Below are 24332 nucleotides of genomic sequence, written 5' to 3' on the forward strand. Positions count from 1 at the left end.
CAAAGAAGTCTAATTGTTGATCTTTCAGCGGCTGGGTGTCATCCACTGGCTGGGCAGACACTTAAAAAGGACGATCGCCCCGGCCTTGAAAAAAAGCCAGCCGCAATCCACCGCCCCCAGCAACCCGAAGTGGACTGTTTTGAAGCGCATGAGGCCGGGTGCATACCACCAGACCTTCGGACTGCCAAAACCTCGCATGATGTCGAACCATGAAAGACGGGGGTCCGCCCAGGACCAGTAGGTCGCCGTATCATTGCGGTCTGCCAGCCCCAGGGCCGAAGGCACCAGAAGAACAGGGATGCCAGCCCGGTGCGCACGCAGGGTGAAATCAATATCGGCAAAGTTATGTTTGATCCACCGCCCCTCCGGGAGTTCGATTCGCGCGCAAACCGAGGCAGGAACAGCGACCATGTTGCCATGCAGCCATTCCACTGACAGCGGAAATACCGTCGGATCTGGAGCCGAAGCAGAATGTCGCGGCCACCGCCCCTCGATGAAGCCCCCCGAATACACAAAGGCTCCATCTGCAGTCCGGCAGATTCCTCCACAAACAGCCTGTCTCTCCAAGGCCAGGTGAACCAGTTGCTCCAGACTGCCTTGTTCCGGCAGGCTGTCGTCATTCAGCCAGCACACGCACTCGGCCCCCGCGGACAGAGCCTTTTCCATGCCAAGCCGCATGGCCCCGCCCCACCAAAGGCTGCCATCACCACTCACGGTGTGAACCCATGGAAAGTCTTGCCCGATCATTTCTGAGGTTCCGTCACTGCTTCCATCATCAATGACCAGCACCTCCGCCCACGCTCGAATGCCAAGCCCCTCCAGATGCGCCAGACAACGCTCAGTGGTGCCCCGCCGGTTGTGGACGGGAACAAGGATCCAAACCTGGTGCTGCATATTGGCAGTGGGAGAAGGAGCCAGCATCACACTCAAATACGAGCTTGCCTGTCTGGCCGCAAGCAAGGATTGATAAGTCGGCCATGACTCTTCTTGAACGTGCGATTCATCGCCTCCTCCCCCGAGCAGGCAAAGCGATGCGAGTGCTGCAAACACTGATGTTCCGGCGCGCTCAATGGCAAAGCATCAAGACGGGATTACCAGTGGATGCGCAGGGTCGCCCGCTGCCTTGGATCACTTATCCGGCGCTTGATTACCTCAGCCAGCTGGATTTCTCACAGTCCAGCGTACTCGAATACGGCGGCGGACAAAGCTCTCTTTGGTGGGCGGAAAGAGCCAAATCCGTCACCACAGTCGAAGGGGAAAGCGAGTGGGCAGAGACGCTGAGACTGCGTGCTCCGTCCAACCTGACCGTCATTGGTCCAGTGGAAGCAACTTCCTACGCGAAGGCTCCACTGGTCAGTGGACAAACCTATCACGTGATCATGATTGACGGTCTGATGCGCTTTGAAAGCGCCAAGGCATCCCTGCCCTTTCTCGCCCCAGGAGGGTTTCTCCTTCTGGACAACGCCGACTGGCACCCGCACGTTTGCGCTTGGTTGCGTGCCCAAGGCTTGATGGAGATCGACTTTCATGGCTTTGGGCCGGTAAACGACTACACTTGGTGCACTTCACTTTTCATGCGCGCTCACAGTCTTTTGCCTCACTCAGGAGGAAAATGGCCGACAGATGTCTATGGCTCCCTGGAGCAAGAATGTTGAAAATGGACAGCCTTCCTTACAAACCCATTTCATCCAGACGGGATCACCTGCTTAACCTGCTGAGGCCTGTTTTTGAATTCCTGGGCATTTCTTGCCTGTCACGTCCTTCTTTGAACAGGCTCGACACCGCCATCGAGCGGCTGCTGCCGCAACGTGACGGCTGGTTCGTAGAGGCGGGTGCTTATGATGGGTTTCAGCAGAGCAACAGTTACTACCTCGCACGCATGAAGGGCTGGCGCGGTGTTCTGATTGAACCCCTCCCACAACTCGCGGCAATATGCCGGCAAAAGCGTCCAGAATCACTCGTGGTATCTTGTGCGTTGGGAGCACCAGAGTCGGAAGGCCATAGCCTGCAGTTGAGACACGCCGGCTTGATGACCATGGCATGCGGAGTGTTGGGAAATGATGAAAAAGAACGGCAGCGTGCAGCGGATGGGCTTGCCGCGCAGGGGCTGCCCACAAGCGAGCAGCTGGTCACAGCGGACATCAAAACATTGACCTCAGTGCTCGAGATGACAGGAACTCCGTCAGATTTCGATCTCCTCAGCCTCGATGTTGAAGGGGCTGAAGTGGACGTCTTGCGCGGCTTGGATTTAAAACGCTTCCGCCCCAAAGCCATCTGCATTGAGGTTCGCCATGAAAATCTGGCCGCAGTTCAGTCTCTGCTCCAAGATCATTATGAAAAGCCGATCCACCTCACTTCCAACGAAAGTTATGCCGACTGCTTCTTCAGGCTTGTTCACAACCTCCCTGAGCAGTAGAAAATTTTATTTCTTATCATGACTGCACCGGGCGTTCTCTGTCCAGTATCGCAAACTCCGATGGAGTTCGCCTTTAAGGAAACCGTGCTTGGCCGGCTCAACGTGAGCTATTATTCGTGCCCTGTCTGCGGTCTCCTGCAAACGGAAGCCCCCTACTGGCTTGAAGAAGCCTACCAGCAACCCATCTCTTCTGGAGACACCGGTTTGGTGGCCCGCAACATCGAGAACAGCCTCTTTCTGCAAACACTTCTGGCCCTTACCTTTCCTGCCAACGCACGTTATGTGGATCTGGCAGGTGGATACGGCCTTCTGACACGCCTGTTGAGAGACAAGGGGTTCGACTGCTTTACCACCGATCCCTATTGCCCGAACCTCTTCGCAAGCACTTTCGAGCCTCCGGCCTCATTCAGTGCAGATGCACTGTTCGCATTCGAAGTTCTTGAGCACATTTACAATCCGCTGGAGTTCATTGACCAGCAGTTCGAGAAGTACGACTGCCGCACCTTGGTGTTTTCAACACTCACATTTCAAGTCCCCCGTCCACCCAAAGACTGGTGGTACTATGCGTTCGACGCGGGCCAGCACATCACTTTTTACGAGCGTCGATCCTTGGAATTTTTAGCGGCGCGTCTGCACTGCCGCTATTATCAGGTCAATCCCGGCCTGCATGTCATTAGCGACGCCCATTGTACCTCGATCACCCGGCTTATCCTGAAGGACAAGTGGACTCGCAAACTTCTTTCCATTTATGCACGATTCAAAATGAGAGGGCGCAGCCTTACTTGGAGTGATCATCTCACCACTAAGGGGCCTCGGACACCATGACCTCGGATAGAGATCGCGCAATGTCAGCAGGAGCAATATGCGTGATACAGTACGGTTCAGGCTGTGTGCAAATCCACCGGCATTGGTAGCAATCCATGGCATGGTTCAGCCATGTTTGGCGTCCGCTCTTGCTCCAGGGCGCAAACATTCCAAAATGTCCTCCGCCAAGAATAAACACGCCCGGCTTGTCCAAAGTCGTTGCGATGTGGGACGGCCCAGAATCTGGGGCGAGGACGATCCGTGCACGTGCGATGAGATTGATCAGAGATTCCAAGTCTTTTGGATGAAGCCATTCGACACCAAATATCCCCTTGTTTTCCAATGCCATTCCCCAATGCTTCTGGTCCGAACCAGGCGGCAAACAAAACTGCACTGCCGTGTTGGGCCATTGTTGCAGGAACACCTGAATGGATTCCGCCAAGAGATCAGCAGGATACTGGCGGATCGCATCTCCTGCCACCGGGCATACGAGGAGCGAGTCTCCATCCACGACCTTGACATGCATTAACTTGGGCATCATCTCATCGATCTCTACCCTGGCGGCCAGGACACTCTCGACAACACGACGATGCGCTTCCAATTCCAAACAAGCCTCTGGCGATTTGACCGGGTAAGAGCTCATCAGACATCTCGGGAATGACAAACTCGCATGCTCCTTGTTCCCCTCCCATCTGGACGCATGGCAGCGTCTGGCATTGATCATCATGGCAATGGCATGCAGATAGTCTGAGTGCTGGTGACGCAAGCATACGAGATGCTCAACTTTAATGGCCCGAAGCGAGGATGCATATCCCAGGATCCGGGTCACGAAGTCCGGCCAAAACCGTTCACAAAACGCTGGCATCAACAACAGCTTGGCTGCTGGAAACTCCATGCGATAAAGAGGGGCCGCTGCGCTGGATACGATCAATATGGCCTCATCTTCGCCAAAGACGGCTAAAAGCTTTCTCACGGCACCCAGCGACAAAACAGAATCGCCAATTTTGTCTAGTTTAAGAATGGCGATACGATACAAAACAGGGCGGCGTGGATGCACCAAAATCCTCATCATGGTGACTACCAGCCGATAGGCGAGCGCCCTCACTTTTAGAAGCGACTCGCTCATCGCGCCATTCTCCTCAATAGGCGGCCTATTTTCCGCCGAAGACGAATGCGTAAGGATGGCCGGCGGCAATACCGATCAAAATAGCTCCTGTCAGCCTCATCAAAGATGGCAAGGTCCGAAGGATGCCGGAGAGGAAAGTCTAACGGGCACGTTTCCATGCACGCGCGCGCATCGTTAATATCATGTGTGTGTGTTGCTTCGGCCCCCCATCCTAAATTGGAAACCAGGTTGACCGATGGGATTAGACACACCCCATTAGAATTATGCTGGGCGAATTCCCAAGCAATATCCCAGGTATCTATCGTGCCCATGGAAGCACTGTTATATATCTCTTTCCTCCACGCGGCCTCACCTTGAAATTTACATGTGGCTTCCAAACGTGCTTTTGAAGCCTGCTCCATCCACACTTGTAACCTCACGTCATACCGTTTCCATGCCCTGCGCCAGCTTGCCCACCCCCATATGGTGGCGAAGCGCGAGCTATAATAGCTGCTGCCATCCTGCGCGGCATGCCCACTGAGATTGCTGCCGCAGATCTGCATCACCCGTTCTTCATCCTGATAGCGCTCCAGCAGTTCCGTGCAGAAACAAAAGAAGGAAGGCTCCGCCAAACAATCATCCTCCAGCACAATCACACGCTCATGTTTGGCAAATGCCCAGTCGAGGGCTTGCGAGACAGCATTTCTACAGCCTAAGCGTGTCGCTGAGAACCGGGTTTGAACATTGCAGGGCCAGTCAATTCCCTCTTCCACAAGCCGTCTCGTTTCTTGGCAAAGCACATCGTCTTCCGGCCCGTCAGCTGCCACCATAAGCTGCTCCGGCCTCGCCTGCCGGATCGCCGCAAAGCTTCGGGCGGTGAGTTGAGGACGCCGATGAATCAGAAATAAGACAGGTGTCGGGCAGCCGTGAGGTGCGGATTCCATGCAGGCGTGGAGATTTGCTGTTTATGTGCTGCTGAGAACGGAGCAGCACATGCGATCACTTACTCAGGGAAAACCTTGGTGCAACGAGAAGGCGTTGCTCCATCCAGCAGCCAAAGCGTGGGGATGCCTGCTCAAATCCATCCGCGCCAGAGATACACGTAATGGCCGATGATCTCGTGCGTCCAAAAGGCGAAAATCTCAAACCCATGATAGCCCGGCCAGTGCAACCAGTGAAGATCGCCCACATGATTGAGACTGCTGAGGTAGTTGCAGGGAACAGGAATCATCTGGATGCCAGCCTTGCTGAAGGTCGCCATGGCACGCGGCATATGGCTCGCGCTGGTGACGAGCAGAAGTCGCTTCAAGCCGCGCTGCTTCATCAGCTCTGCAACCTTGACAGCCTCATCATGCGTGTCACTGCATGTTCCCATGCTGTGCAATTGGATTTTGAGAGGGACGTGTGCCGCCAGATAGTCACGAACTGCATCCGCCTCAGAAAACATCCGCCCCTCGTGCGGATATCCGCCGCCACCCAAGATCAGCAAGGGAGCCTTCCCAGCGGCCGCAATTGTGAGTGCCGTGCTCAGGCGGTCAGCTCCAATCTTCAGATGAAATCCCATAGGCTCTGACAATGAGGGCTCAACGCCACCACCAAGGCAAAGAATCGCATCCGCCGCTGGAAGTTGGTCCAATTGAACCTTGGGAATCTGATCCTCCAGACCTGCCAGGAGAATGGATGCTGCGGGAGTGCAGGAGATGACCGTGAGCAGCAGCCAGGATGAAGCAGGCATCCACAAACCACTGCAACGGCGGGTCCAAAACTGCCGCAGCAACCAAAGGCCCAGCAGGAGCCAGATTAAACATAAGGGCTGAGTGAATTGCAGGGCGGTTTTCAAAAGCGTGTTCACCCATAAGAGTAGAGTCGCCGGAGTTAGCTCTGCAACCACGGCTGTAGACAAATGCCTCTGTGTTAGCCGTGGAAGCCACCCTGGGTTCTACCACTCAAATCTTTTCATCCCTTCAGCATTATGACAATTGCCAGCCTTGGGCTTCCCGGTAATTTGTAGAACGCGTCCCTTTTTGAAATCACCTGGTTTGAAGCGTTTATCCCTGCCTTCCTTGATTCACTCATCCCTCTTGGTGGCGGTCGGCGCCGGCTTCATGCTGCCGCTGCCACAAGGTTGGAATGCAGGCTGGCGGGCCGAATGCATCAACCGCATGCATGCCCCCTTGATGGGAATCTGCTGCATCGCATTGGCAGCCTTGTTCAGAACCAGTTTAGGCAGGAGCCCGCGCAGCCTGTTATCGGCTGCCCTGGTTGCGTGTCTATTGGCCGCCTTGGTTGAATTCATCCAGCCTTGGTTTCATCGAACCGCAGACATGGGAGATTTCATCTGGGGCCTGGCAGGGATTGTCGCAGGCACCCTCTGGAGCAGTGCAGCCATGTTTCATTCGTTATGGCTGCGGGTAATCATACGAGTCCTGGCCATGGTCGGCATTCTATCACCTCCTTTGGGATGGACCGCTCAGGTGATGATGGCAAGACAGGCTGCAGACAAACTGTTTCCTGTGCTCACTGATTTCACCGGAAAACCAGGAGGCTTTTTTTGGTCCATGGAACCTGCGCAAGATTCCTACAGCCAGCAAATCAAGCGTCATGGCCAAATGTTCCTGGAACGAACCTCTCAAAAAGCGGCCAGCGCTCATCTGGACACCCTCGATCGTGACTGGACGCACTTCGATCGCCTGGAGATTGACGGCACCTTGGTGGCTTCGGAGGCCGTCGAAGTGGGATTGCGGCTCGACTTGCACAGTGCCTCAGGACCACGACTTCGCGCCGGAGCCTGGATGAAGCCTGGCCATCACCGGATCCAAATTCAATGGCCAGACTCAGATCTGCCCATGCATGTACATCAATTGGTTGTCTTTCTCGCGGCAGGAGAACCTGCGGCAAATCTGCAAATCCATCAACTTCGTTTGATGCCGCGTGAAGGCCTGCCTGCAAAGGTCGGGACGAGGACGAGCACTCATTAAAAAGCCCGGGCAAGGAATCCCCCCATTCGTCGCACTCAGCACCCTGTGGCACGGTGCCGCCCTTCACCATCGGCCTCGAAGTCATGCGCTATAACCTGCCAGTCGTGGCATTTGACGCCGCTGGCCGTCTGCACCTGAAGGTCCGAGCCATGAATCACACTTAGCAAAGCCTAAACCTCGATTCATTCTTGCCTCCAAGGCCTGATTTGAAACGGCCCGGCTTGCAGTCTGCGTGTTCCGTACGGAGCGTACCACATAGTGACACATCTTTAGTATTCCTTTTGAGCTTCCAAAATCATGAGCACCCCACCGCCCATTCGCGTCGCCTGTGTCGAGGATGATCCGCATTTTCAGGCATTTCTCAAAAAAATTCTGGTGCCAGAACGTGGTTTTAAACTTCTGGATATTTTCAATAACGCGGAACAGGCCGTGGCTTCCATCGCGGATTCCAGACCGGACGTCGTGCTGCTCGACATGAATCTGCCAGGAAAGACCGGCATTGATTGCTTGGGCATGCTTGAATCCCACATGCCTGCCACAGCTTTTGTCATGCTGACTGGCGATGACACCCCGCAGCAGGTCTTTGCCGCGCTGAAGGCCGGCGCCTGCGGCTACGTGCTGAAGACTGCACCGACCGAGCATCTGCTCGAAGCCGTGCATGCCGCTGCGATTGGCGGAGGTCCGCTAAGCCCGGCTATTTCCCGCGTTGTGATCTCGGCATTTCAGAACAAGTCAGCATCTGCGCGGCCCAGCATCCCTGGCATCACCCATCGTGAAAATGAACTGCTGGGATTGTTTGTGAAAGGCCTGAGCACCAAAGAAGCCGCCCACGAAATGGGCATCAGTTATGAAACCGTGCGCGATTATCTGAAGACCATTTATCAAAAGCTCAAGGTCAGATCACGCACCGAAGCCGTGCTGAAATATGTTCGCAATCAGCAGGGACCGGCACTGGCGTTCTGATCGATACGCATCTGTCTTTTGCAGCGGGCAGCCAGCCGCATTCAGCACCGCCGCAGACTTTGCAGCTGCGGCGGCCCAGAGCTTGATAGCAATGCGCTTTACCGCCGCTTCTTCTTTTTCCGGCCGGTGAGGATCGCGCGGGCACGATCTTCGTCGTCGAGAGCAGTCGTGTACTTGTAATTGAACCCTTCGAGCTTCCGGCGCTCAATCTTCTGACTGATGAGACGCTCGATCGAAGCCACGTTCATGAGCTCATCGGCGGCGAAGAGGGTAAAGGCATCGCCTTCCTTCTGAGCACGACCGGTGCGCCCGATGCGGTGCACGTAGTCTTCCGAATGCTCGGGCACCATGTAGTTGATCACATGGGTCACGCCGCTGACATCCAGACCACGCGCTGCGAGGTCGGTTGCCACGATGATTTCGAATTCACCATTGCGGAAGCCTTGCAGGGCGCGCTCGCGGTCACGCTGACCAATGTCAGAATGCATCACGGCCACCTTGTATTCGTTGAGCTGATTGAGCGCGGAGTAGATCTGGTCGGCCTGCACCTTCGTGCGGGTGAAGATCATGACGCTCTCAAAATGCGTCTGCTTCAGAATCGCCAGCAGCAGCTCCATGCGCTGGTCACTGGCCACCGGATACATGTAGTGGCTCACGGTCTCTGCTGCGGAGAAGCGGATGCCCACTTCAACGCTTTCAGGTTCTTTCAGCGCGAAATCCGCGAGACTCTTGATCTGCGGTGGCATCGTGGCAGAGAAAAACAGCGTCTGGCGTGCAGGCGGTGTTTTTTCCACAATGCGGCGCACGTCAGGAAGAAAGCCCATGTCGAGCATGCGATCGACTTCATCGAGAATCAGCACTTCAATGCCACGGAGGTCGGCGATGCCTTCCTGCATGAAATCAAGCAGCCGTCCTGGTGTGGCCACAACGATATCAACCCCCTCCTGCAGCCCCTTGCGCTGCTTGTCATAGCCGACACCTCCATGGACAAGGAGAACACGGAGCCCCGTGTGCTTGCCGTATTTTTCAAACTGTTCGACCACCTGCGCAGCAAGTTCACGCACCGGTTCAAGGACCAGCACCCGGAATTTTCCCGGAGCCCCCATGCGAGTCAGCGTGGGCAGCGCGAAGGCGGCAGTTTTGCCAGTACCGGTCTGCGAAGCACCGATCACATCTTTGCCCGTGAGGATGATGGGGATGGATTTTTCCTGAATGGTCGTGGGCGTGGTGTAGCCGGTTTCACGCACAGCAGCCAGCACGGCTGGCGAGAGACCCAGCACCTCAAAGGCTTCCGGATAAGGACCTTCAGGGACAGGTGGCGGCGCTGGCGGAGCCACCGGGGCGTGATTCACACGTTCAGGCTTGTCTTCGCGGGGGCCACGCGCTGGACGCTTGTCATCACGCTCACGGCCACGCGGCGGGCCGCGGCGGCCATCACGCTCCTGGCGCTCTGGGCGTTCCGGACGGTCACCACGCTCACGCGGAGGGCGGCCTTCACGGGGCTGACGGGGGGCGTGCTCACGCGGTTTGTCCTCATGCGGACGCTTGTGCGCATGGATCGTGGCGGAGTGGTGTTCTTTCGAATGGCCATGCTCTTTGGCGGGCGCATGAGCCGCTTCCTTCTTTTTGCCTCCACCAATGACGCGTTTCAGGCCGGCTTTAAAGCGGCTGAATAGGGAGGGTTTCTTCGGGGCGTTTTCGGGTCTGCGTGGGGTGGTCACAAGCGTTTCTAGAGGTAGGAGACGGGTCCTATCGGCCAGTTTGGGCGACAATGCAAACCCGCAGACGTCCCATGGGCCGGGTCAGAGCTTCATCGCGTAGTGTACCTGGCGGGCCACTTCCTCAAAACCACAGCTCGGGTACAGGTGCTGACCGATGGCGTTCGAGGCCATGGTTTCGATCTGCGCCAGCTTCATGCCCTCGTCTCGCATGTAATCCAGCGCGTGCTGGATCAGGCGCCGCCCCAGCCCCAGCCCACGGGCGCTTTCCACCACCGCGATGTTGGGAATGCGGCCCCGTTCATTCATCCGGTCCAGCCGGGTCGTGATGTAGCCCAGGATCTCACTGCCACGCTCGGCCACGAAACATCCCTCCGGACACTGCGTCACATCGTCGTCGATGTGGCTGGCCTTGCGCACTTTCCAGTCGCGTCCATTCCAAAGGCCAAATTTATGCTCCAGCATCTGCTCCAAGGCGACGCTGCCAAAGGACGCCACGGTAATCTGGCGCAATTGCGCCAGGTCCTTGTCCTGATACGGGCGGATGTGAAGGGGGGATTCGTCCATGCTTGCTGGGGTTGAATACTGAATAAAAGAGGGCTAAGTAATGACTTAAGCAAAGCATCAATCGAGTAAATGGCACGGGTCTTGCGAAATACCTGCTTCATTGCTGACGTTGATCACAGTAATAATTCAGAGTTGCGAATATCTTAGCTTATATCATTCTTCTGGCCCATGCTACTTTTTAGCCGGACTTCTAAAAAATCCCGATTCAGTGACTGCCTTTTGAAGGTCGTCGGGGGTGTCCTGCTGGCTGGAGCACTCAGCCAATGCACCTCCACACCGAAAGGCGATGTGGTGGTCAGTGTGAAAGATCAGAAGCTTGGCATCTACAGCGAGGGCAAGCTCACCAAGCAGTACGTCATCTCGACTTCAAAATTCGGCCTCGGCGACCAGAAAGGCAGCAACCGCACCCCTCTGGGCCAGCATGAAGTCATCGCCAAAATCGGCCAGGGCCTGCCTGCCGGTGCCGTGCTGAAAAGCCGCCGCTGGAACGGCGAGGTGCTCAAACCCAACGCTCCAGGCCGCGATCCCATCGTCTCTCGCATTCTCTGGCTGCGGGGCATGGAAACCACCAATAAAAACGCCTTCAACCGCTTCATCTACATCCACGGCACCCCGGAGGAAAACCAGCTGGGCAAGCCCGCCAGCTATGGGTGCGTGCGTATGGGCATGAAAGATGTGGTCGATCTCTTCAACACCGTGAATGTCGGTGCCAAAGTGGTCATCACCAAAGGTGCCCTGCCTCCTGGCGAGAAAGAAAAGCCGGCCACCGTCACGGACGATGTGGATGGCTCTCCTGCGCTCAATGCTCCAGCCACCCTTGCCGCTCAGCCTCTAGAAATCGCGCCTATCGCACCTTCAGAGGGCGAAAAAAAGCGGGCTGAAGAAAATGAAGCCAAGGCAAAGGGTAAAGTTAGCCCAGACCACGAAAAGCCCGTCCATAAGTCGAAATCGTCCAAGTCAAAATCCGACACCAAAGTGGCCGGACATGGCTCGCACAAGACTAAAGCCAAGGCTTGAGCCTCGAAAGACTCAGTCGCGCACCAGTTCGAACGCTGGCATTTTTTTCAGCAAAGACGGATTCGTCTCCAGCGGCATCCTGCGCATGACCTCCAGCAGCTTGGGATCGAGGATCAGCCGCTGCTTCTGGCTGCCGCTTTCGTAGATCTCACTCTCCTTCCACCGTGGACCATCGCGGAACGCCGCCTGTGAAGGAAAATAAACCGCAGTCCGGCCCACATTCTCATCGATCAATCCAGCATCCGCTTTGCCCGTCAGGTGACAAACGCCGACGACGCAGCCCAGTTCCACAGCACGCGCTGAGGCGCAGCGGTCCACCCGCTCCACCCCTAGGACCGTCTCCGTGGCGCTCGGCACCAGCATCACATCCACGCCCGCCCCGCGCAGCCGCGTGCTGATCTCAGGAATCTCGATGTCGAGGCAGATCACCACTGCAAAGCGCAGCCCGGCAAATTCCCAGAGGCGCAGTTCAGTGCCTGGCGAAAAATCCGACTCCCAAGGCGTCAGGTGCAGCTTGTCCTGATACAGGATCCGGTCTTCCACCAGAATCGGCGCCCGATTGCGCAGTTCCTGGCATTCGGCATCCCAAAACGGCACCGTACCCAGCACGACCGCCTTGCCCGGACGAATCAGCAGTGATTTCAGCGCCGGCAGTACTTCCCCCCAAAACACCTCGGCCACTCGCTGGAGGGTTCGCGGCTCCACCAGCGGCTCCAGCCCCACCCAGGTAAACTCCGGCAGCAGCACGAGATCCGCCCCGTTGTCCCAGGATTCCTCCACACAGTCCACCACCACCGCCGCAAAGGCCGCAGGCGAATTGGCGGCCACACCGGGATCAAACGTGCAGAGATCAATCGCTATCATGGCGCATTCTGCGCCTCATTTCCCACAGCCGCAACTCCCACCGCAGCCCGGCTTCTTCCGGCGTTTGGCAGAGCGGACGATGAAAAGCGTGATCGTGACAAGCACGACCGCGATCGCTGCGATGGATTGCCAGTCTGCGTTCATGGTGAGAAAAGGTTAGTAGCCCAGCGCGCTGCCGATCTGGAAGATCAGCAGACTCAGTACATACGCCGTTCCGGTCATGTATCCGAGCTGAAACATCGCCCATTTCCAGCTTCCCGTCTCCCGCTTCACGATGGCGATGGTGCTGACGCACTGCATGGCAAAGACATAAAACACCAGCAGGCTGATGCACACCAGCGGCGTGTAAACTGCCCGCCCATCAGGCCGGCGCTCCGAGGCCAGCTTGTCTCGCAGCGGCGTCAGGTTGTCGTCATCCCCGCTTTCCACGGCATACACCACGCCCATCGTGGAATTGAACACCTCGCGCGCGGCAAAGCTGCCAATGAGCCCGATGCCAATCTTCCAGTCATAACCCAGCGGAGCGATGGCAGGCTCGATCAGCTTGCCGGCACGCCCTGCAAAGCTGTTTTCAAGCTGGAGAGCCTTGTCCTCCGTGGCGGTCTTCGGATAGGTCGAAGCCGCCCAGATGATGATGGAGATGCCCATGATGATCGTCCCTGCGCGCACCAGAAACATCTTCGCACGCTGCCACACATGCAGCAGGATGCTCTTGATCGCGGGCATCTTGTAAGACGGCATTTCCAGAATCATCGGGCTCGCCGCGCCTTTCATGACGCACTTGTTGAACAACCAGGCAAAGAAGAACGCACCAACCGTGCCCAGGGCGTACAGCCCCAGCATGATCCCCGCCTGCGTCAGCGCACCGACTTCCCCCACCGGAAACAGCACCCCAATCAGCAGCGAATACACCGGCAAGCGCGCCGAGCAGGAGGCCAGCGGCGCGATCAGAATGGTGATCAGCCGGTCCTTGGGACTGTCAATCGTACGCGCCGCCATCACGCCGGGAATGGCGCAGGCATACGAGCTGAGGAAGGGCAGGAACGACTTGCCGTTGAGCCCCACCTTGCTCATCGCCCAGTCCATGATGAAGGCCAGCCGCGACATGTAGCCTGTGTCCTCCATGATGCCGATGAAGAAAAACAGGATGAGAATCTGCGGCAGGAAGATGACCACGCCCCCGACTCCAGGCACCACCCCGTTCACGATGAGATCACGAAAATCCCCGGCAGACATCAACCCCTCCACCCAGCTGCCCAGTTCCGCGAACCCGGCCTCGATCCACCCCATGGGACCCTCAGCCACCTTGAAAATGAGGAAAAACAGCAGCCCGAGCACCAGCAGCAGGTTCACAAATCCCAACACCGGGTGCAGCAGTACCCGGTCGATTTTCGTGGTTATCGTTTCGATTTCCTGATCAGGCCGCTTCAAGACCTGTGCGCAAAGCTCTTCGATGCTGCGGTAACGCGCGGCGACGAGTTCGTCTTCCCAGCCCGGAAAGCTCACCTCCATGCTGGCACGCAGTTCCTGAATCCGACCGATCTGCGTGTCTGCGATGCCATAGTGCGTCGGGTCATGATCCGAGAGCAAATACAGCGGCTCCAGCAGTGAGGCACGGCTGTGAATGGCTCCGGCCTGACTCAAGGTTCCCCGGCTTTTTTCCAAGGCATCTCGCACTCCCTCGGGCAGTTTCGCACTCTGCCACTTCGGCACCGTGAGGTCTTCACGACTTAGGGCCAGCTTGAGCTCGATCAGCCCCTGCCCGCTCACCGCCTGCGTTTGCACCACCACGACTCCAAGCAGTTCGGACAGCTTGGCGGCATCAATTCGCCACTCCCGCTGCACCGCCACGTCGATCATGTTCAGCACCAAAATCGTCGGCAGGCCGAGTTCCAGCACTTGGCTGACCATGTAAAGATTGCGCTCCAGATTGGCCGAATCCACCACACAAACCACCCGGTCCGGCCGCGGCGTTTCAGGCCGGCGCCCCAGCAAAACGTCACGCAGCACGGCTTCATCCGGTGAGCGGGCATTCAGGCTGTAAGCACCCGGCAGATCAATCAGCCGCAGTTTCTTTCCATGCTGGCTGTAGCACTCGCCGATCTTCTTTTCGACGGTCACCCCAGGGTAGTTCGCCACTTTTTGCTTCAACCCGGTCAGCAGGTTGAAGAGCGTGGTTTTCCCGGAGTTCGGGTTCCCCACAATGGCGATGAGTGGCGGTTCAGACGTGGCCTGGCTCATGCGGCAGCGGGGGAGATGGCGATGAATGCCGCCTCATGATTGCGCATGGAGAGATGCGAGCCGCGCACGCAGATTTCGATGGGTTCGCCCAGCGGCGCACGGCGCGTCACTCGCACGCGGGTTCCAGGGACAATACCCATCTCACGCAACCGGGTGAGGCCGGCTCGGCCCGTGGGCATGGCCTGGACGATGGCATCTGTGCCAACAGGAAGTTCAGCAAGGGTGGCGGCGTACATGAAGGTAAAACGATTCTGCAACTGAGACTCTGTCGCAGAACTTGCAATGAGATTAACAAGAACTCCGATTCTGGCAAATGCGGACTTAATGCAGATTTTGCGCATGGCCGGTTCGCCCGCCTGTTTTTCACCCTCCTGCCACAGGGCCTGCACTTTCCGTCCCTTCCGTCCTTCAAACAGCCCCCCCGCCCCCGCCGAGTGCTTCATGCGTAAGCCCTGAGGTTGCACCGACTCCGAAAGCCGCTAGTCTGCGCGCCCTCGAAATTATGTGGAAAGGCCGTTTTGCTCAGGAAACCAGTGCTCTCGTTCAGCGCTATGGAGAATCCGTGTCGTTTGACTGGAGGCTCTACCCCCATGACATCGCCGGCTCCATCGCGCATTCCAAAGGCCTGCTCAAAGCGGGCATTTTGACCGCTGAGGAGCAGCAGCAGATCGAAACGGGCCTGCTGGCCATCCGCCACGAGATAGAATCTGGAAACTTTGAGTTCAAAGAATCGCTCGAAGATGTCCACATGAACATCGAGTCAGAGCTGACCAAGCGCATCGGCCCCGCCGGTGCCAAACTCCACACCGCCCGCAGCCGCAATGATCAGGTGGCAACGGACGTGCGCCTCTACTGCCGGACGGAAATCAGCCGCATCATCGACCTCATCTCCGCCATGCAGGCCTCGCTCGTCGAGTGCGCCGAGCGCGGCGGCGATACCGTCATGCCCGGCTACACGCACCTCCAGCGTGGCCAGCCCGTCCTCTTCGCCCATCACCTCCTCGCCTACGTGGAGATGCTGTCTCGTGACTCCGACCGCCTGTCAGACTGCCGCAAACGCCTCAATGTCATGCCCCTCGGCTCCGGCGCCCTGGCTGGCAGCACCATCATCATCGACCGCGAATTTGTCGCGCAGCAGCTCGGCTTCGCCTCGGTGACCCAGAACTCCATGGATGCAGTCAGCGACCGTGATTTCGTCGCTGAACTCCTCTTCGCGATTTCCCTCCTCGGCGTCCACCTTTCCCGCCTCAGCGAAGACGTCATCCTCTGGGCCAGCGCCGAATTTGGCTTCGTCTCCCTGAGCGATGCCCACACCACCGGCTCGTCCTTGATGCCGCAGAAAAAGAACCCGGATGTCGCCGAACTCACCCGTGGCAAGTCCGCACGCTTGATCGGCAACCTCATGAGCATCCTCACCCTGCTCAAAGGGCTGCCGATGACTTACAATCGCGATCTGCAGGAGGACAAGGAACCCCTCTTCGACTCCATCGACACCTGCGTCATCGCCCTCCAGGTGTTCACCGAAATGATCACCGGCATGGATGTGAACCCTGCCAAAACGACCGCCGCCGCAGCGGATCCCATGCTGCTCGCCACAGATCTCGCCGACTACCTCGTCAACCACGGCGTCCCCTTCCGGCAGGCCCATGAAGTCATCGGCAAACTCGTGGCCTACTCCATCGAGCAGCAGCGCGCCTTCGGTGACATGAAGCTGGAGGAATTCCAGCGCTTCTCCCCGGCCTTCGCCGCCGATGTGACCGCCTGCCTGAACCTGGATACCGCCATGGCCGCACGCAAGGGCATCGGTGCACCTTCGCCTCAGAATGTGAAAGCCCAGCTGGCCCGCTGGCGCAAAGCCCTGACCCCTGAGTGACCGGCATGCAGATCCCGGATTTTGACATCTACACCCCTGGGGCCGAATCCGGCTGGCAGAAGACCCGCAGCGAGGCGCTGTTTGCCAATCCGCACGTGGGTGTCGAAAAAGCCCATTTCACCACTCCCAGCCGCAAGACCGAAGTTCCCTGGATGGTCGTCAAACGCAAGGCTGCCGTGGCGATCGCCCCCGTTCTGGAGGACGGTCGTTTCGTCATGGTTCACCAGGAACGCCTGCCCGTGATGCAGACCATGTGGGAATTCCCCGCCGGTCAGATCGACTCGGCCGTAACCCGTGAATCCATCATCCACACCATTCAGAATGAACTGCGTGAGGAGTGCGGCTGTGCCCTCCACCCGGATCTTGGCACCCTCCAGCCCCTGGGCTGGTATTTTCCTTCGCAAGGTTTTACCGACGAGATCGTTTATCTGTTTACGGCGAAGCCCGTGTGTGTCGTCAGCCGTCCTGAACCGGACGGAAGCGAGCACATCAGCGACGTGCGGTTTGTCAGCGCGGGAGAACTGCGTGGGATGATTGCTGCCAATGTGATCACCAACGCCCTGACGCTGGCTCTCTACGCGCGGATCGCGGCCCAAGGACTGCCGTAGTCCTGCGCATCCGTAACTCCCCTTCCCCCTCTCATTCCCATGTGGTCCGGCCTGCTCCAAAAAGTATTCAAAGTTCGCGAAAAAGTCGCCATGAACCTCGGCGGCAAAGGCGATGAGGAAAAACCCTTCCTCGATCACCTCGAAGACCTGCGCAAAATGATCGTGCGCATCGCCATGACGCTGCTGGGCTCCACGCTCGTCACGTTCTGCTTCTACGACAAGCTCTTCGAGATCATCAAGTACCCGCTCTGGGCCACCGGCGTCATTAAGACACCAGAGGAACTCAAGGCCATGCTGCAGATTCTGACTCCACAGGAAGGCTTCCTCATGGTGATGAATCTGTCCTTGATCGCGGCGGTGATCCTCGCGTTTCCGTTGCTGCTGTTTTTTGTCCTGCAGTTCGTCCTGCCGGGCTTAAAACCAGCGGAAAAGAAGGCCATCTTCCCCGCCATCGGCATTGGCGCTGGGCTGTTTCTGCTCGGGGCCTGCTTCGCCTTCTATGTCGTGCTGCCCAAGGCCCTGGAGTTCTTCTACACGTTCAACGAAAGCCTCGGCATGTCCAACGGCTGGCGCCTCGACGGCTACGTGAAGTTCGCCACCCGTTTCATCCTTCTCTTCGGCGTCGCGTTTGAGCTGCCGGTCATTGTCATGGTTCTCGTGAAGCTCGACTTCCTGAACTACAAGATTATGAGCACGACGCGTTCCTACGCCATCGTCGCCATCGCCATTTTCGCGGCCATCGTCACCCCCACCCCCGATCCGTTCACCATGCTGGTGCTCGCCGGCCCTCTGTATGTCCTTTATGAGACCTGCATCTGGCTCGCCTACTTCATGGAGAAAAAGGACCGTGCCGCCTACCCTGAATACTACGCCGACATCGACAAAGATGAAAAGGCTCTGGAGCAGCCCGGCGCGGACGACTGGGACAATGAGAACTACAATCCGTGGTCCTCAGGCGACGATGATGAAGATGACAAGGACGACTACCAGTCCCCTGCCGCCAAACCATCCGCTCCGCCTCCCGAAGTCGAAAACCCGGATCTGGAAAACCTCGGCGAAGACCAAGGCTCGAAGATGCCTGATGAAGATCCGGCAGACCTTCCGCCCCGCGAAATGACGTTGGAGGAACTCGCCCGCGAGGATGAGAAACGCTCCGGCGAGCCGCCCAAGGATTCATAACACCCGGCAGACTCAGTCAATCAACATGCGGAGACACAGGCCCACAGCCTGTGTCTCTTCAGCGTTCAATAGGCGCATTTACAATGGCTGATTCTCTTCAGCGTCGGGCCGCCACCGCTATCACTGATTCTCTTCAGCGTTCAGGAGCGCCTTCACAATCAATCACCAGCACACAAGGAGCATCCGATTGAATGTCGAGTCTGCGCAAAAGCAGGCGTGCGAGGTAGGACTTCCCCCATTCGCTCTCACGATTCATGAATCGCCCCAGCGGCGTGTCGCGCTCCACATCAAAGGTGAGGTATCGGGGCCGCAGCTCTGCGGCAATATCCAGACCATGGCTTGGCCGCAGCCCGACGTTAAACCACTCTTCTTCACCACCCAGCTTCTGCAAAAAGGCCGCCAGTGCCGCCGCATGCGTTTCATGCAGCAGCGGCCAGTTGATGCGGCGCTTGCCGTCAGCACCCGTCTCGAGGCGAATCAGCGCCCCATTGGCACACCCCGAAGTCACCAGCTTGAAAAGCGGCACCGGCCGCCCCCCCGGCAGCGTCTGCGGCATGCCAGGAATCCGTGAGAGCAGCCTCAGCTCCGTCTTTTGGTCACCCACGGCACCAAACTGCGCTTCGATTTCCGCGCTGTATTTGGCGGCGTCATGGATGCATGCGGCACGGCGCTCAGCGGTGTCAGCGGCAAAAAATTCTGTGATCAGTGCTTTCGCATCCGCCGTTACTTCCCCCATATCCGGAGCAGGTATCACCGCACGGGCAATCTGCGTTTGGGGCACATCCGGCTCATTTCTCACCACTTCTTTGACGGGAGGTGGCTCCACGACCATACCCGGTTTGACCGCAGGTGCGTTGACATTGTCCCACCACAACCAGAGCGCGCCTCCGCACACAACAATGAAGGCAAGCAGGATAAATGCACCGTGCCAGGGTGACCTGCGCAAGTGCGGTGGCGTCTTGAATTCCTCCGACGTCGGTGGCGGTGCAACCGTGGGCATCAGCGCCTGTGAAGGCTGCAGCGTTTGGCGCGCCGTAAAGTTCACGGTTGGCTGTATCGGATGCTGGTGCGGCCATGCTGCCGGCTGAAAAATCGCGTGAATGTCCTGCTGGGGCGGCGGCATGCTTGGCAACGGCTGCTGCTGGGACACACGCCGCCGCACCTGCGCCACTCCCGCCACCTGGGACTGCGTGCCGAAGTAGCTGCGCAGCGCATTGTACGCGCAATGCGGACACTGCACCATGCCCTCCATGCTTTGCTGCATGGAGAGAAAGGCCTGGCCGCAGGCCGGGCAGATCAGACTGGCGGTGGTGCCGGGATTCATTGTCCTCAAAAACTTAACGCATGCCCCGCCTGTTGCGCGAGTTGATTCCAGCAATCCGCCACAACAGCGGCACGAATACAGAACTTTCTGGCGCAGACAGCGGCATGCAGTAGATTTCCCCTTCGCATGAGTCGCCCTAATGATGATCTAAAACCCATCCCCCGCCATATAGCCATGATCATGGACGGCAACGGCCGCTGGGCAAAAGAACGGGGCCTGCCGCGAACCGAAGGTCACCGTGCCGGCGCGGAAACCGTACGCCGTGTCGTGGAGGGCTGCAGTGAGATCGGCGTCGAATTCCTCACTCTCTACGCCTTCTCTTCAGAAAACTGGAAGCGCCCGAAACGTGAAATCGAGGCGCTCATGAAGCTGCTGGAGATCTTTTTGCGCGGTGAACTGCCGCTCATGATGAAGCAAAATGTCCGGCTTCAGTCCATCGGCCGCCTGCATGACCTTCCCCAGTCCTGCCAGAACGAGCTCCACCGCTGCATCGAAGCCACCGCCCAAAACACCGGCCTCACGCTGATTTTGGCCCTTAGCTACGGCGGTCGTGAAGAGATCATCGACGGCGTGAAAAGCCTGCTGCAGAGCGTGGAAAGCGGCCACCTCGACAAGGCCATGATCGATGTCGAAATGTTCGGCAAGCATCTCTACACCCGCTACTATCCAGATCCTGACCTCCTCATCCGGACTTCGGGCGAAATGCGGCTGTCGAATTTCCTGCTCTGGCAGGTCAGCTACACCGAGTTCTACATCACTGAAAAGCTCTGGCCGGACTTCTCCAAGGAGGATCTTAAAACCGCGATCCGTGCGTTCCACCAGCGCCATCGCCGCTTCGGCGGCGTATGACGAATGTTGACCTCCCCCCCAATCGCTGCGATAACGCACTACCAACCCAAAACTAACGCCTAATGCCAGATAACCCGGACACCCACCTGATCATCGTGGATCCAGATGCCGATTTCCTCGCATGGGCTGCCGCCCATCTGAAAGCACCGGGCGTTTCCATCAGCACCTTTGAGCGGGCCGAAGACGCCCTGGCCTCCTACGTCAAGAAGCGGGCCGATCTCCTGCTGTCTGAGGTACGCCTCAACGGCACCACCGGCATCGAGCTCCTCAAGCGCCTGCGCCAGACTGATCCGCAGTCCATGGTCATCCTCTTCAGCGGCACCGCCACCACCAGCCACGTCATCGAGGCCATGCGTCTCGGTGCCTACGATGTACTGGGCAAGGAACGCCTGCCCTACGAGCTGCGCACAGTCGTTGAAAGCGCCCTCACCTCCATCGAGGCCCGCAAGGCCACCCGCGCCCAGGCCGCAGAGGTGCCCACCGAAACCATTCAGGAGACCATCATCGGCCGCTCCGCCCCCATGCAGGAGGTGTTCAAGCTCATCGGCCGCGTCTCCCGCTCAGACGCCCCCGTCATGATCACGGGAGAAAGCGGCTGCGGCAAAGAACTCGTCGCCGGCGCCATTCACAAATTCAGCCCCCGTGCGCAGAAGGAATTTGTCGCCATCAACGTCACAGCCATCCCTGACAACCTGCTCGAAAGCGAAATCTTCGGCCATGAAAAAGGCTCCTTCACCGGTGCGGTGAACCAGCGCGTCGGCCGCTTTGAACAGTGCGACGGCGGCACTCTCTTCCTCGATGAAATCGGCGACATGCCGCTCGCCGTGCAGAGCAAACTTTTGCGAGTGCTCCAGGAAGGCCAGTACTCCCGCGTCGGCAGCAACCAGACGCTCAAGACTGACGTCCGCGTCCTCGCCGCCACCAACAAGCATCTCGAAGACGAAGTCGCCAAGGGCAATTTCCGCGAGGACTTGTTCTACCGCCTCAACGTCGTGCGCATTCACATCCCGCCGCTCCGTGAGCGCCGCGAAGACGTGCGCCTGCTGGCCGAGTTCTTCCTCCACCGCCTCTCGGCACGCCGTCGCGGGCCGCAGATGCGCTTCACCGATGATGCGCTCGACATGCTCGACGCCTACGACTGGCCCGGCAACGTTCGTGAACTGGAAAACACTATCCAGCGCGCCTGCGCCCTCTGCAATTCAGACGTCCTCCTGCCCTCGGACATCCCCCTCGGCAGCAAAGGTGCCCGTCACATGGATCCGTCCAGCACCGTCACCCGCATGCGCGATGCCTTGAGCATGCTCGTCAGCGTGGCGGAAAAAACCCCGGACATCGAACTGCTTCCTTGGGTGGAGCGTGAGCTCTCCCGCCTGGCTTACCGTCATTTCAGCGAAGATGCCGATCGCACGGCCAAATTCCTTGGCATCGACAGCTCGTTGCTCCAAAGCCACCTCAGCGCTCCCGCCGTCAAAAAGGCTGCGATTGAAAGCCCGCTCAGCGCCGCCCCTGCGGTGAAAAAGACCAAAAAGGCCAGCTGAGTCTTCACTCGGCTCTAGCGAGTCCCTGTCTTTCCAGTTCACCCGTTAGACGCGTCACCACCATCACGTTAATCCATTCCCTCTATGCTCAAACAACTCACACTCACCGCCCTCGCGGCGCTCGCTCTCACCTCCGCCCAGGCCGCAGATGACGGCTGGATCTCCATGTTCAATGGCAAGGACCTCTCTGGCTGGAAGTCCAACGAAGAAGTTCCCGGCGTTTTCACCGTCGAAAACGGCGAACTCAAGGTCAGCGGTGGCCGCGCCCACCTCTTCTACCTCGGCGACAAAGGGAATGCCTCCTTCAAGAACTTCGAATTGAAGCTCAAGGTCAAGACCACCCCTGGCTCCAACAGCGGCGTGTACTTCCACACCCAGTATCAGGACAAAGGCTGGCCGGACAAAGGCTTTGAGTGCCAGGTCAACAGCACCCACACCGACCCCAAGAAAACCGGCAGCCTCTACGGCGTCATCAACATCCTCGCCCTCCTCGACGGCCAGAAGGAACCCGAAGGTGGCAAGCACATCAAAGTCCCCCTCGCCCCGAGCGCGGACGGCGAATGGTTTGACTACAACATCAAGGTTGAAGGCAAGCACATCACCCTCTCCGTCAACGGCAAGACCACCGTCGATTTCATCGAACCCGAAGGCTGGGATCCCGCCAAGGAACTGAAAAACATGCCCGGCCGCAAACTCAGCGAAGGCACCATCGCCATCCAGGGCCACGACCCCAAGAGCACCACCTTCTACAAGGACATCTTCATCAAACCGATTCCTTAACGACGCGGATAGCAGAATTTGCAACGGAGCGGACGTCTTGATCAGACGCCCGCTTTTTTGTACTCGGCGGGCCTGGCGCAGGTTCTCGATCTCTAAGCGAACGCCATTCCTAGCCGCCATGGAATAAGCTGTCCTTTGGGTCATTTCCGTCCTTTTTGTCCTTCAGAAAGTTCACTGCGCTTTCGTTGACCGCTTCATGCGAAAGCCCTGTCTCCAGCCAACTACCCCGACGATTCATTTGACGCGGGGCTCCGTTCTGAGCACCTACCATCATGCTCCTCAACCACGGCATCCATCTCGGCTACTGCACCAATATCCATCGCGGCGAAACCTGGGAGGAAACTTGGAGCGGCCTCAAAAACTACACCCTGCTCGTCAAAGACCGCGTCAGCGGCGGTGCCCCCTACGGCATCGGCCTCCGCCTCAGCCACCAGGCCGCACTGGAACTCAGCGCCCCCGGCAAAATCGCCGAATTCAAATCCTGGCTCGACGCCAACAATTGCTACGTCTTTACCATCAACGGCTTCCCCTACGGCTCCTTCCACGGCACCCGTGTCAAAGAGCAGGTCTTCAAGCCAGACTGGAGCACCACGGAGCGCCTCACCTACACCAACCTCCTCTTCGACATCCTCGCCCAGCTGCTGCCCCCCGGAGTGAGCGGCAGCGTCAGCACCCTGCCCGGCTCCCACAAGACCTTCGGCGTCGGCGCCGACGAATTGCAGGCCATCTTCACCAACCTCCGCCTCTGCCGCGAGCACATCGAAAAAGTCGCCACCCAATCCGGCCACGACCTCCATCTCGGCCTCGAACCCGAGCCCCTCGGCCTGTTTGAAACCAGCGGCGAAACCCTCAAATTCTTCGGCCTCTACCTCGATCGCAATCCCCGCGACCGCGACTTCTTCAAATTCGTCGGCCTCAACTACGACACCTGCCACCTCGCCATCGAATTCGAAGAGGCGCAAAAAGCCCTCGATCGCATCACCGGCGCCGGCATCCGTCTCAGCAAGCTCCACTTCAGTTCCGCCCTCAAGCTCAAGCCCACGCCGGAAAACATCGCCCAGTTGCCAGCCTTCGACGAGCCCGTCTACTTCCATCAAGTCATCGCCAGCTACGGCAAGGACGAACCCCTTCGTCGCTTCAAGGACCTGCCCGATGCCCTGCAATTCGCCCAGTCAAATCCCACCGCACTCGGCGAAGAATGGCGCGTCCACTTCCACATCCCCATCCACGCCCAGCCCGGCGGCGGTTTTGACAGCACCCGGGATCACCTGATCGGTGCCATGGACTGGCTCGCCCAAAACCCCTCCAAATGCCAGCACATCGAAATGGAAACCTACACCTGGGAAGTCCTGCCGCTGGAAATGCGCAGCGGAGATGTGGTGGATCAGCTCGTGCGGGAATACGAATGGACACTGGGCGAGATGAGAAACCGTGCTCTGGCACCCGTTTGAGAGGGAAAATCCCCTTGCACCGGGGCGCATCCATCGGAAGTCTGGCATTCCCCATTT

24 protein-coding genes are annotated in these 24332 nt (G+C 58.1%); 13 read left to right on the forward strand and 11 right to left on the reverse strand.

All coding sequences use genetic code 11. The features are described 5' to 3' along the window. Positions 1-24: 24 nt before the first annotated feature. Positions 25-1050, reverse strand: a complete 1026-nt coding sequence (locus ACILSL_RS17945; RefSeq protein WP_395733435.1) for a glycosyltransferase family 2 protein — start codon at positions 1048-1050, stop codon at positions 25-27. Here ACILSL_RS17945 and ACILSL_RS17950 point away from each other — a divergent pair. From ACILSL_RS17950 to ACILSL_RS17960, 3 genes are read left to right on the forward strand one after another with little or no spacing between them, the layout of a single operon-like run. Then, a complete protein-coding gene (locus ACILSL_RS17950) occupies positions 1038-1655 on the forward strand; it encodes an SAM-dependent methyltransferase (RefSeq protein ID WP_395733436.1) in 618 nt (205 codons plus the stop codon). The two genes, ACILSL_RS17945 and ACILSL_RS17950, sit on opposite strands and share 13 nt — an antisense overlap. Next, positions 1649-2416 (forward strand): FkbM family methyltransferase, encoded by a 768-nt coding sequence (locus ACILSL_RS17955; protein ID WP_395733437.1) that lies wholly within the window; start codon positions 1649-1651, stop codon positions 2414-2416. Before ACILSL_RS17950 ends, ACILSL_RS17955 begins: the two co-directional genes overlap by 7 nt. Before the next feature lie 60 nt (positions 2417-2476). Then, complete coding sequence (locus ACILSL_RS17960; RefSeq protein WP_395733438.1) at positions 2477-3241, forward strand: class I SAM-dependent methyltransferase; 765 nt, start codon at positions 2477-2479, stop codon at positions 3239-3241. On the opposite strand, the gene ACILSL_RS17965 is transcribed toward ACILSL_RS17960, so the two are convergent. The 3 genes from ACILSL_RS17965 to ACILSL_RS17975 form a co-directional block, all read right to left on the reverse strand. Next, positions 3219-4346, reverse strand: coding sequence for a glycosyltransferase family 9 protein (locus ACILSL_RS17965; protein ID WP_395733439.1), 1128 nt, complete (start codon positions 4344-4346; stop codon positions 3219-3221). The genes ACILSL_RS17960 and ACILSL_RS17965 overlap by 23 nt on opposite strands. Beyond that, positions 4343-5269, reverse strand: a complete 927-nt coding sequence (locus ACILSL_RS17970; protein WP_395733440.1) for a glycosyltransferase family 2 protein — start codon at positions 5267-5269, stop codon at positions 4343-4345. Before ACILSL_RS17970 ends, ACILSL_RS17965 begins: the two co-directional genes overlap by 4 nt. A 131-nt stretch (positions 5270-5400) precedes the next feature. Continuing rightward, complete coding sequence (locus tag ACILSL_RS17975) at positions 5401-6165, reverse strand: YdcF family protein (protein ID WP_395733441.1); 765 nt, start codon at positions 6163-6165, stop codon at positions 5401-5403. A gap of 223 nt (positions 6166-6388) precedes the next feature. Here ACILSL_RS17975 and ACILSL_RS17980 point away from each other — a divergent pair, with 223 nt between their 5' ends. Beyond that, complete coding sequence (locus tag ACILSL_RS17980) at positions 6389-7303, forward strand: hypothetical protein (RefSeq protein WP_395733442.1); 915 nt, start codon at positions 6389-6391, stop codon at positions 7301-7303. Between the two features lie 297 nt (positions 7304-7600). Continuing rightward, entirely contained in the window at positions 7601-8266 is a 666-nt protein-coding gene (locus ACILSL_RS17985; protein ID WP_395733443.1) for a response regulator, read from the forward strand. 98 nt (positions 8267-8364) lie between these two features. On the opposite strand, the gene ACILSL_RS17990 is transcribed toward ACILSL_RS17985, so the two are convergent. Further along, entirely contained in the window at positions 8365-9987 is a 1623-nt protein-coding gene (locus ACILSL_RS17990; protein ID WP_395733444.1) for a DEAD/DEAH box helicase, read from the reverse strand. Positions 9988-10068: 81 nt separating this feature from the next. After that, positions 10069-10551 (reverse strand): GNAT family N-acetyltransferase, encoded by a 483-nt coding sequence (locus ACILSL_RS17995; protein WP_395733445.1) that lies wholly within the window; start codon positions 10549-10551, stop codon positions 10069-10071. 168 nt (positions 10552-10719) lie between these two features. Between ACILSL_RS17995 and ACILSL_RS18000 the strand changes: the two genes are divergently transcribed. Beyond that, positions 10720-11568: a L,D-transpeptidase family protein gene (locus tag ACILSL_RS18000; RefSeq protein WP_395733446.1), complete on the forward strand. Its 849-nt coding sequence runs from the start codon at positions 10720-10722 to the stop codon at positions 11566-11568. 12 nt (positions 11569-11580) lie between these two features. Here the strand turns inward: ACILSL_RS18000 and ACILSL_RS18005 are convergent, their stop codons facing one another. The 4 genes from ACILSL_RS18005 to ACILSL_RS18020 are packed head-to-tail and all read right to left on the reverse strand — an operon-like array spanning position 11581 to position 14909. Next, positions 11581-12432 carry a nitrilase-related carbon-nitrogen hydrolase gene (locus tag ACILSL_RS18005; RefSeq protein WP_395733447.1) on the reverse strand — a complete coding sequence of 284 codons (852 nt, stop codon included), beginning with the start codon at positions 12430-12432 and terminating at the stop codon, positions 11581-11583. A gap of 15 nt (positions 12433-12447) precedes the next feature. Continuing rightward, positions 12448-12576, reverse strand: a complete 129-nt coding sequence (locus tag ACILSL_RS18010; protein WP_300200001.1) for a FeoB-associated Cys-rich membrane protein — start codon at positions 12574-12576, stop codon at positions 12448-12450. A 12-nt stretch (positions 12577-12588) separates the two neighbouring features. Next, positions 12589-14673 carry a ferrous iron transport protein B gene (feoB, locus tag ACILSL_RS18015; RefSeq protein ID WP_395733448.1) on the reverse strand — a complete coding sequence of 695 codons (2085 nt, stop codon included), beginning with the start codon at positions 14671-14673 and terminating at the stop codon, positions 12589-12591. After that, on the reverse strand, positions 14670-14909 hold the full coding sequence (locus tag ACILSL_RS18020) for a ferrous iron transport protein A (RefSeq protein ID WP_395733449.1): 240 nt from the start codon (positions 14907-14909) through the stop codon (positions 14670-14672). The genes feoB and ACILSL_RS18020 overlap by 4 nt, the downstream gene beginning before the upstream one ends. A 266-nt stretch (positions 14910-15175) precedes the next feature. Between ACILSL_RS18020 and argH the strand changes: the two genes are divergently transcribed. From argH to tatC, 3 genes are read left to right on the forward strand one after another with little or no spacing between them, the layout of a single operon-like run. After that, entirely contained in the window at positions 15176-16546 is a 1371-nt protein-coding gene (gene argH, locus ACILSL_RS18025) for an argininosuccinate lyase (protein ID WP_395733450.1), read from the forward strand. A gap of 5 nt (positions 16547-16551) precedes the next feature. Further along, positions 16552-17154, forward strand: coding sequence for an NUDIX hydrolase (locus ACILSL_RS18030; RefSeq protein ID WP_395733451.1), 603 nt, complete (start codon positions 16552-16554; stop codon positions 17152-17154). Positions 17155-17193: 39 nt separating this feature from the next. Then, complete coding sequence (gene tatC, locus ACILSL_RS18035) at positions 17194-18333, forward strand: twin-arginine translocase subunit TatC (protein ID WP_395733452.1); 1140 nt, start codon at positions 17194-17196, stop codon at positions 18331-18333. 133 nt (positions 18334-18466) lie between these two features. Here tatC and ACILSL_RS18040 read toward each other — a convergent pair whose 3' ends face one another. Next, complete coding sequence (locus ACILSL_RS18040; protein ID WP_395733453.1) at positions 18467-19657, reverse strand: hypothetical protein; 1191 nt, start codon at positions 19655-19657, stop codon at positions 18467-18469. A 126-nt stretch (positions 19658-19783) separates the two neighbouring features. Between ACILSL_RS18040 and ACILSL_RS18045 the strand changes: the two genes are divergently transcribed. The 4 genes from ACILSL_RS18045 to eboE all read left to right on the forward strand — a co-directional run bounded on the left by ACILSL_RS18045 (position 19784) and on the right by eboE (position 24275). Then, on the forward strand, positions 19784-20506 hold the full coding sequence (locus ACILSL_RS18045) for an isoprenyl transferase (RefSeq protein ID WP_395733454.1): 723 nt from the start codon (positions 19784-19786) through the stop codon (positions 20504-20506). 62 nt (positions 20507-20568) lie between these two features. Then, positions 20569-22044, forward strand: coding sequence for a sigma-54-dependent transcriptional regulator (locus tag ACILSL_RS18050; RefSeq protein WP_395733455.1), 1476 nt, complete (start codon positions 20569-20571; stop codon positions 22042-22044). A gap of 84 nt (positions 22045-22128) precedes the next feature. Further along, complete coding sequence (locus ACILSL_RS18055) at positions 22129-22824, forward strand: DUF1080 domain-containing protein (RefSeq protein WP_395733456.1); 696 nt, start codon at positions 22129-22131, stop codon at positions 22822-22824. A gap of 272 nt (positions 22825-23096) precedes the next feature. After that, complete coding sequence (eboE, locus tag ACILSL_RS18060) at positions 23097-24275, forward strand: metabolite traffic protein EboE (protein ID WP_395733457.1); 1179 nt, start codon at positions 23097-23099, stop codon at positions 24273-24275. The last annotated feature ends 57 nt before the right edge of the window (positions 24276-24332 follow it).

Source organism: Prosthecobacter sp. (assembly GCF_044222345.1).
Lineage (GTDB): Bacteria > Verrucomicrobiota > Verrucomicrobiia > Verrucomicrobiales > Verrucomicrobiaceae > Prosthecobacter.